The 8,515-nt window shown below is 73.5% G+C and carries 8 protein-coding genes; 6 read left to right on the top strand and 2 right to left on the bottom strand.

The window, feature by feature from the left end:
• Positions 1-452: CreA family protein (locus BGO22_RS15640; protein ID WP_286851613.1), on the bottom strand; the 452-nt coding region annotated here is incomplete at its 3' end.
• A gap of 154 nt (positions 453-606) precedes the next feature.
• Between BGO22_RS15640 and BGO22_RS15635 the strand changes: the two genes are divergently transcribed.
• Positions 607-1,776 carry an alpha-hydroxy acid oxidase gene (locus BGO22_RS15635; protein ID WP_286851611.1) on the top strand — a complete coding sequence of 390 codons (1,170 nt, stop codon included), beginning with the start codon at positions 607-609 and terminating at the stop codon, positions 1,774-1,776.
• A 2-nt stretch (positions 1,777-1,778) separates the two neighbouring features.
• On the opposite strand, the gene BGO22_RS15630 is transcribed toward BGO22_RS15635, so the two are convergent.
• Entirely contained in the window at positions 1,779-2,597 is an 819-nt protein-coding gene (locus BGO22_RS15630) for a helix-turn-helix transcriptional regulator (RefSeq protein ID WP_070400897.1), read from the bottom strand.
• 168 nt (positions 2,598-2,765) lie between these two features.
• Between BGO22_RS15630 and iaaH the strand changes: the two genes are divergently transcribed.
• The 5 genes from iaaH to BGO22_RS15605 all read left to right on the top strand — a co-directional run.
• Complete coding sequence (gene iaaH / locus BGO22_RS15625; RefSeq protein ID WP_204743634.1) at positions 2,766-4,175, top strand: indoleacetamide hydrolase; 1,410 nt, start codon at positions 2,766-2,768, stop codon at positions 4,173-4,175.
• Positions 4,176-4,231: 56 nt separating this feature from the next.
• Entirely contained in the window at positions 4,232-5,386 is a 1,155-nt protein-coding gene (locus BGO22_RS15620; RefSeq protein WP_286851608.1) for a substrate-binding domain-containing protein, read from the top strand.
• A gap of 6 nt (positions 5,387-5,392) precedes the next feature.
• The gene (locus BGO22_RS15615) at positions 5,393-6,247 is read left to right on the top strand and encodes a branched-chain amino acid ABC transporter permease (protein WP_070400900.1); all 855 of its coding nucleotides are present in this window, start codon (positions 5,393-5,395) and stop codon (positions 6,245-6,247) included.
• Positions 6,248-6,263: 16 nt separating this feature from the next.
• Positions 6,264-8,021: a branched-chain amino acid ABC transporter ATP-binding protein/permease gene (locus BGO22_RS15610; RefSeq protein ID WP_286851606.1), complete on the top strand. Its 1,758-nt coding sequence runs from the start codon at positions 6,264-6,266 to the stop codon at positions 8,019-8,021.
• The coding region (locus BGO22_RS15605; RefSeq protein WP_286851604.1) for an ATP-binding cassette domain-containing protein at positions 8,018-8,515 on the top strand (498 nt) is incomplete at its 3' end. The genes BGO22_RS15610 and BGO22_RS15605, both read left to right, overlap by 4 nt.

Below are 8,515 nucleotides of genomic sequence, written 5' to 3'. Positions count from 1 at the left end.
GCCGTGCCGCGGTCCACCGCGACCACCGCTACCGAGTTCTGAGGCGAGCCCTCGATCAGGCGGTCCGAGTACGTGAGGTAGACCAGCGAGTGCCGCTTCGGGTCCACCATGCGCACGATGCGCAGGCGCTTGAAGACCAGGCTGGTGCGCTCGCTGAAGATCTCTTCCTGCGCCTTGATCGGCTTGGGAATGGCGATCGGCCCCACCTGCCGGCAGGCGATGGAGGCCTCGGATTTGTCCTCGGCCAGGCCCAGGGCGCCGCTGATGCCGCCCGTGCGGGCGCGCGAGATGTAGCAGGTCACACCCTGCACGCCGGGGTCGTCGTGCGCCTCGACCACGATCTTGTGGTCGGGACCGATGAACTTGAACACGGTGTCGACGGAGCCGATCTCGTCGGCCGCGGCGGCGGTGGCGAGAGGCGCGAGAAGGAGCAGCAGGACGAGGCGTCGCACGCGGGGCTTTCGGAGGTGGCGGTGCGCCGCATTGTGCGCCGCGCTCATGGCCCGCGTCGATGTGCAACAGCTGAGCCATCGATACGGCCGCGCGCGGCGGCTCCGTACCATCGCGCCGCCGGCCGACGGGGCCCGGGATTCGAGGAGAACACGCATGAGCTGGTTGCGCATGGACGATGTCCGTGAGCGCGCGCGGCGCTACCTGCCGCGCTTCGTTGCCGACTACGTGGACGGCGGCGCCGAGGACGAGCGCTGCCTGGACCACAACGCCCGCGACCTGGCCGCGCTGCGCCTGGTGCCGAACTGCCTGCGCGACACCAGCGCCATCGACACCTCGGTGGAGGTCTTCGGGCGCACCTGGAAGCGCCCGCTGGGCGTGGCACCGGTGGGCTTCAACGGCCTGGTGCGGCCGAACGGCGACGTGCTGCTGGCGCGCGCCGCGGCCTCGCAGGGCCTGCCCTTCGTGCTGTCCACCGCCTCCAACGCGCGCCTGGAAGCGGTGCGCGCCGCCGCGCCCGAGGCCGCGCAGTGGATGCAGCTCTACGTGATGTCCGATCGCGCCATCGCCGAACAGATCGTGCGCCGCGCCGCCGCCGCGGGCTTCGAGGCCCTGGTGCTCACCGTCGACGTGCCCGTGAGCGGCCTGCGCGAGCGCGACGTGCGCAACGGCTTCAAGCTGCCCTTTCGCCCCGGGCCGCGCACGCTGTGGGACCTGGCCAGCCACCCGCGCTGGTCCCTGGGCATGGCGCGCCACGGCGCGCCAGGTTTCGTCAACCTGTCGGAACGCACCGGCGGCGCCGCGTCGGCCCAGGTGCAGGCGGCCCTGCTCGCGCGCGCCATGGACCGCACCCTGGTGTGGGACAGCCTGGCCTGGCTGCGCCGCCTCTGGCAGGGGCCGCTGCTCATCAAGGGCGTGCTGCACAAGGACGACGCGGCGCGCGCCGCGCGCGAGGGCGTCGACGGCCTCATCGTCTCCAACCACGGCGGGCGCCAGCTGGACGCGGCGCCCTCCACCATCTCGGTGCTGCCGGGCATCGTGCAGGCCGTCGACGGCCGCCTGCCGGTGTTCGTGGACAGCGGGTTCCGCCGCGGCAGCGACGTGGTGAAGGCCCTGTCGCTGGGCGCGCGCGGCGTGTTCGTGGGCCGCCCCGCCGTGTGGGGCCTGGCCGCCGACGGCGAGGCCGGCGCGGCGCGCTCGCTGGAGCTGATCGGCACCGAGTTCGAACGCACGCTCACCCTGATGGGCGCCGCCTCGCCGCGCGAGCTCGGCCAGGCCAACCTCAGCCTCCCCTGGGCCCCGCCCCCCTGGCAGGCCGGGGCCTGAACTCAGCCCAGCGGCACACCGCGCGGCTCCCAGGCCGCGTGCGCGAGCGGGTCGCCGTCCAGCAGGCACTGCACGCGCGCGGCCAGGCCGGCGCGGTTGTCGGCCTGCAGCTTGCGAAAGGCGTTGCCCAGGTGGTAACGCACGGTGGGGAACTGCACCTTGAGCTGGCGCGCGATCTCCTTGTCGGGGCAGCCGCTGCTCACCAGCCAGGCCACCTCGGCCTCGCGCCGGCTCAGCTGCGCGGGCTGGCGCATCAGGCGCTCCACCTGATCGGCCACGCGCGGCGCGGGCGCCTCGGAGGCCTCGCCGCGCGTGCGCGCCAGCGCGGCCGTCACCGCCGGCTCCACCAGCCGCAGCGCCTCGATCTCGTGGCTGGTGAAATTGCCGCGGTCCTTGTGGCGCCAGATGCGGAAATCGCCCACGCAGGTGTCGCCCGCGTGGAAGTAGACGTTCACGCCCCAGTGCATGCGGTCGCGCTGCAGGAAGTCGTTGAAGAACTCGGTGCGCGAGAGCTCGGACTGCGGCATCACCTGCGTGGCCACCGTGGGGCGGCGCCGCTGCATCATGGGCTGGGTCAGCGGGTCGATGAAGCGGTAGTAGTCGTCCCAGGAACGCAGGTGCTCCAGCGACATGTTCAAGGCCTTGGCGCGCTCGAAGCGGCGCATGCCGGTGTTCCAGGCCATCGACACGTAGGTGTCGGCGTTCAGCAGCGACAGCATGGGCAGCGCCAGTTGCTCGCGCAGCAGATCGGCGTCCGTGGCTTCGGCCGTGAGGCACATCACCTGGGACAGGGCTTTGGTCTGGGACGAGGACAGGAACATGGCGCGCACTCATGCAAGAAGCATGCGCAAGCCTAGCGGCGCCCCGGGCCGGCGTCATCGTGGTTGACCCGAGGGTCGGCCCGCCCACCGACCCGGCGGCCTAGCAATCCTGTTAGGTGCGGCCCGCGGCGGTGCCACTTAGCCTCGGGCCATCGTTGGAGAGCTGGCATGGAACTCATCGGTCAATCCCTGGACGCGCTGCGGCGCGCGCTCGACGCCCGCGAGCTGTCGAGCCGCGAGCTGGCGCAGGCCTGCATCGCGCGCACGCAGGCCACGCGCGCCCTGAACATCTACGTGGACTTCGACGAGGCCGGGCTGCTGGCGCAGGCCGACGCGGCGGACCAGCGGCTGCGCGCGGGCGAGCGTCTGCCGCTGCTCGGCATCCCCGTGGCGCTGAAGGACAACATCGACGCCCTGGGCTTCGCCTGCGGCGCCGGCACGCGCGCGCTGCACGGCCTGCACCCGCGCCAGGACGCCGCGCTGGTGGCGCGCCTGCGCGGCGCCGGCGCGCTCATCGCCGGCAAGGTGGGCATGCACGAGCTGGCCTTCGGCATCACCAACAACAACGCCGTCACGCAGGCGGTGCACAACCCGCGCGACCCGTCCCGCATCCCGGGCGGCAGCAGCGGCGGCAGCGGCGCGGCGGTGGCGGCGGGCGTGGTGCCGGCGGCCATCGGCACCGACACCGGCGGCTCGGTGCGGGTGCCGGCCGCGCTGTGCGGCGTGGCCGGCCTGCGGCCCACGGTGGGCCGCGTGCCCGGCGAGGGCCTGGCGCCGATCTCCAGCACGCGCGACACCGCCGGGCCGCTGGCGCTGAACATCCGCGACTGCGCCACGCTGGACGCGGTGCTCACCGGCGCCGCCCCCGGGCTGGTGCCCACGCCGCTGCGCGGCCTGCGCCTGGGCGTGCCGCGCGAGCGCTTCTGGGACGACCTGCAGCCCGCCGTGCGGGCCTGCGCCGACCAGGCCCTGCTGGCCCTGGCCGAGGCCGGCGTGGAACTGGTCGACGTGGCCCTGCCCGGCCTCAGCGAAGCCAACGACGCGGCCGGCTTCCCCATCGCCCTGTACGAATTCGTGCGCGACATGCGCGCCTACCTGGAGACCACGCAGCGCGGCGTGGGCCTGGAGGCGCTGGTGGCCGCCATCGCCAGCCCCGACGTGGCGGCGGCCTGCCAGCCGCTGCTGGCCGGCGGCGCCATTCCGCCCGCGCTGTACGAGCAGGCGCTGGCCTCGCGCCGGCGCCTGCAGTCCCTCTACACCGAGGCCTTCCGCGCCGCGCGCGTGCAAGCCCTGGTGTTCCCCACCACGCCACGCACCGCCGCCGCCATCGGCGAGGACGAGACCGTCGAACTCAACGGCCAGCGCCTGCCGACCTTCCCCACCTTCATCCGCAACACCGACCCGGGCAGCAACGCCAGCCTGCCCGGCGTGACGCTGCCGATCGGCTTCGACGGCCGCCTGCCCATCGGTCTGGCGCTGGACGCGCCCATCGGCGCGGACCGCGCGCTGCTGGCGATCGCGGCGTCCGTCGAGGACCTGTTCCCACCGGCGCGCCCCATCGCGTCCCCAGCGCCCTGAACGCCCGGGCGTTTCCCCTCCCCACCGTCCCTTCACTTTCTTCCGAGGAGTTCTCCATGGACCGTCGCGCCCTCCTGCAAGCCACCGCCGGCCTGGCCGCCACCCTGGGCCTGGGCCGCGCGGCCATGGCCGCCAGCCCCCTGACGGTGGCCGTCATGATCCCGCAGAGCGGCCCCGCCGGCCTCTTCGGCCCCACCGCCAAGGCCTGCGCCGAGCTCGCCGCCGAGGTCATCAACGCCCAGGGCGGCGTGCTGGGCCGCCCGCTCAAGCTGGCCTTCGGCGACGCCGGCGCCGCGCCAGCCGAGGCCGCGCAGTCGGCGCTCAAGCTGTGGCGCGGCGCGGGTGCGGGCGCCGTCATCGGCATGCACGACAGCGCGGTGCGCGGCGCACTGGTCAACCTCTTCAAGGGCCAGGTGCCCTACTTCTACACGCCGGTCTACGAAGGCGGCGAGTGCGCCAAGGGCACCTACATGAACGGCGAGACGCCCTCGCAGCAGCTGGAGCCGGTCATCCCCTGGATCGCCGCCGAGCGCAAGCCCAAGAAGTGGTACCTGATCGGCAACGACTACGTCTGGGGCCGCAACACCAACGCCGCCGCCAAGGGCTACATCCAGAAGACCGGCGCCGAGGTGGTGGGTGACGAGTACCTGCCGTTCACGGTCGACAACTTCGACTCCAGCCTGGCGCGCATCCGCGACAGCGGCGCCGACGCGGTGCTGGTCTCGCTGGTGGGCGGCGCCTCGGTCAGCTTCAACAAGGCCTTCGCCGGCCTGGGCATGAGCGATCGTGCCCTGCGCCTGGGCACGCTGATCGAAGAGAACACGCTGGCCGGCATCGGCGCCGCCAACGCGCGCAACCTCTACGCCAGCACCGGCTACTTCGCCGGCTCCACCTCGCCCGCGGCCAAGGCCTTCCTGGACCGCTTCAACCAGCGCTTCAGCGCCCAGGCCCCGGGGCTGAGCACGCTCACCGAATCGGTCTACGAAGGCTTCCTGATGCTGCAGGCCATCGCCACCAAGGCCAAGTCGCTGGACGTGGCCAAGATGGACGCCGCCAGCGAGGGCGCGAGCTACCAGGGCCCGCGCGGCACCGTCACCATGCGTGCGCGCCACGTGGAGCAGGACGTGTTCGTCGCCGACGTCACCGACAAGGGCTTCCGCGTCGTCAAGACCTTCCCACGCATCGGCGCGGGCCAAACCTGCAAGGTCTGACCGCGCATGGACCCGGGCCTGCTGCTGCACCTGCTCAACATCGCCTACGAACTGGCCACGCTGGCGCTGACCACGCTGGGCCTGGCCGTGGTGTTCGGCCTGCTCGGGGTGATGAACATGGCGCACGGCGAGTTCGTGATGCTCGGCGCCTACGCCGTGGTCGCGGTGCAGTCCTGGGGCTGGCCGCTGCTGGCGGCGGTGCCGCTGGCCATGGCGGTCTGCGGCGCGCTGGGCTATGGCGTGGAGCGCTGGCTGATCCGCCCGCTGTACCAGCGCCCCTTTGACACCCTGCTGGCCACCTGGGCGCTGGCCATGCTGATGCGCAAGAGCGTGGAAGCGGTGTTCGGCAAGGGCTACCGCAACGTCGAGAGCGAGCTGGCCATGCCCATGAACCTGGCCGGCCTGCAGTACCCCGCCTACCGGCTGGGGCTGATCGCCTTCAGCGTGGGGGTGATCCTGTTCCTGTTCGTCTGGTACCGGCGCAGCGCCGTGGGGCTGCGCGTGCGGGCCATGGTCGGCAACCCGCTGCTGGCCCAGGCCCTGGGCATCGACACGCGCCGCCTGGCCTCGCAGGCCTTCGTGGTCGGCGTGGTCATGGCCGGGCTCTCGGGTGTGCTGCTGGCGCCGCTGATACGCATCGAGCCCGGCATCGGCGTGGACTACCTGCTCGACGCCTTCTTCGTGCTCGTGGTGGGTGGCCTGGGTTCGCTGGGCGGCCTGGTCGGCGGCGTGGGCGTCATCGGCGGCACGCAGTCGGTGGTGAGCAGCGTCTCGGGCCAAACCAGCGGCTACGCGGTGGTGCTGGTGCTGTCCATGCTCTTCCTGTGGCTGCGACCGAATGGACTCTTCTCGCGCCGCTGAGGCCGCCCCCAACGCCATGCCGTCGACGACACGCCCGGGCCCGCGCCCCCTGCTGCCCCTGGTCCTGCTCGCCCTGGGCCTGATCGCCGTGCCGGTGCTGGGCGACGGCTTCCTGGCCTACCAGGTCGCGCTGTTCCTGATCTACGGCATCGCCACCCAGGGCGTGGCCCTGTGCTGGGGGCGACTGGGCTTCCTGCCGCTGGGGCAGTCGCTGTTCTTCGGCCTGGGCGCCTACCTGGCGGGCGGCGCGCTCAAGGCCGCCGAGGCGCAGACCAGCTGGATCCTGGCGCTGCCGCTGGCGGTGCTGCTGCCCGCGCTGCTGGCCTACGCGCTGGCGCGGCTGGTGTTCGCGCGCAGCCAGCGCAGCGGGCCGTACTTCTCGCTCATCACCCTGGCCGCGGCCATGCTGGGCTTCCTGGTCGCGCAGCAGTGGTCCTCGGTCACCGGCGGTTTCAACGGCCTGTCCGGCGTGCCCGACCTGCCCGGCACCGAGCGCTTCAGCACGCTCTACTGGGTGGTGGCCGCCGCGGCCCTGGCCAGCACGGCGCTGCTGGGCGCGCTGCTGCGCCGGCCCATTGGCGTGCTGTGGCACGCGATCGCGCAAGACGAGGAGCGCCTGCAGCTGTTCGGCTACGCCACCGACCGCATGAAGGCCGCCGCCTTCGCGCTCGCGGCCGCTCTGGCGGCGCTGGCCGGCGGGCTGTTCGCCGCGCACCAGGGCATCGTCACGCCGGTGGCCATGGGCTTCGTGCTGGCCACCGAGTTCGTCATCTGGGCCGCGGTGGGCGGCAAGCTCAGTCCCCTGGGCGCCCTGCTGGGCGCGGTGGTGGTGGGCTACGCCTCGTCCGAGCTGCGCGACCGCATCGCCTTCTGGGAGGTGCTGGTGGCGCTGGTCTTCATCCTGGTGGTGCGCTACCTGCCCGACGGCCTGGCCGGCCTGGTGGCCACGCTGCGCGCGCGCCGCGCCGCCGCCCCGGCCGAAGGCCCGCGCACGCCGGCGCCCGCGCGGCGCGCGCCGGTGTCCGGCCTGTCGCTGGCGATCGACGAACTCTCGGTGGCGCAGAACGGCGTGCGCATCCTCGACGGCCTGTCCCTGGACCTGCAAGGCCCCGGCATCCGCGCGGTGATCGGCCCCAACGGCGCGGGCAAGACCTCCAGCTTCAACGCGCTCACCGGGCGCCTGCCGGTGCGCGGCGGGCGCCTGCGGCTGGGCGGCGAAGACGTCACCGGCTGGCCCACCTGGCGCGTGGCCGCGCAGGGCGTGGGCCGCAAGATGCAGGTGCCGACGGTGTTCCGCGAGCTGAGCGTGCGCGACAACCTGCTGATCGCGGTCTGGGCCGGGCGGCTGTCGGCGCGCGACGCGCTCGGCCTGGCGGCCCACCGCTGGACCACCCCGCTGCAAGACGAGCTGCTGGCGCGCTTCCCCGCCCTGCGCGAGCAGTGGGGGGTGCCGGCCGGCGCGCTGTCGCAGGGCCACCGGCAGGCGCTGGAGTTCCTCATGACCGTGCTGCCCGAACCCGGCCTGGTGCTGCTGGACGAGCCCTGCGCGGGCCTGTCCAGCGCCGAGACCCGGCACATGGCCGAGGCCATCCAGGCGGCGGTGCGGCGCCTGGGCGCGGCCGCGCTGCTGATCGAACACGACATCGACGCCGTCGCGGCCCTGGCCGACGAGGTCTTCGTGCTGCACCAGGGCCGGCTGCTGGCGCGCGGCAGCCTGCGCGAGGTGCAGGCCGATCCGCGCGTGCGCGCGGTCTACGCGGGAGGGCACAAATGAGCGCGACGGCGGCCGAGGGGCTGCGCTTCGAGGGGGTGGTCTGCGGTTATGGCGACACCATGGTGGTGCGCGGCTTGAGCGGCCGCGTGCGGCCGGGCCAGGTGCTGGGCGTGCTGGGCCGCAACGGCGTGGGCAAGACCACCCTGGTGCGCGCGCTGGCGGGCCAGCTGCCGCTGCGCGAAGGCCGGATCCACTGGCAGGGCCGCGATCTGGCGCGGGTGCCGGCGCACGCCCGCTGGGGCCTGGGTATCGCGCTGGCGCCGCAGGAGAACGTGGTGTTCGGCGACCTGAGCGTGGAGGAAAACCTCTGGCTGCACCGGCGCGTGCGCGGCCTGGAGGCCTACGAGGCCTACCTCGACGCCTTTCCCCGCCTGCGGGAGCGGCGGGCCCAGCGCGCCGGCTCGCTCAGCGGCGGCGAGCGCAAGCTGCTGTCCTTCGTGCGCACCCTGGGCGCGGCGGCGGCGCTGAGCGTGCTGGACGAGCCCACCGAGGGC

It is taken from the genome of Hydrogenophaga sp. 70-12 (assembly GCF_001897365.1).
GTDB lineage: Bacteria > Pseudomonadota > Gammaproteobacteria > Burkholderiales > Burkholderiaceae_C > Hydrogenophaga > Hydrogenophaga borbori.
Note: the sequence above shows the minus strand (reverse complement) of the source record. Positions and strands in the feature narration are given on the sequence as shown.

What these genes read in the sequence shown, in the direction of transcription:
- BGO22_RS15610 (WP_286851606.1), top strand. Translation starts at nt 6,264, where the DNA reads ATGCCGTCGACGACACGCCCGGGCCCGCGCCCCCTGCTGCCCCTGGTC.
- BGO22_RS15630 (WP_070400897.1), bottom strand. Translation starts at nt 2,597, where the DNA reads ATGTTCCTGTCCTCGTCCCAGACCAAAGCCCTGTCCCAGGTGATGTGC.
- BGO22_RS15635 (WP_286851611.1), top strand. Translation starts at nt 607, where the DNA reads ATGAGCTGGTTGCGCATGGACGATGTCCGTGAGCGCGCGCGGCGCTAC.
- BGO22_RS15615 (WP_070400900.1), top strand. Translation starts at nt 5,393, where the DNA reads ATGGACCCGGGCCTGCTGCTGCACCTGCTCAACATCGCCTACGAACTG.
- iaaH (WP_204743634.1), top strand. Translation starts at nt 2,766, where the DNA reads ATGGAACTCATCGGTCAATCCCTGGACGCGCTGCGGCGCGCGCTCGAC.
- BGO22_RS15620 (WP_286851608.1), top strand. Translation starts at nt 4,232, where the DNA reads ATGGACCGTCGCGCCCTCCTGCAAGCCACCGCCGGCCTGGCCGCCACC.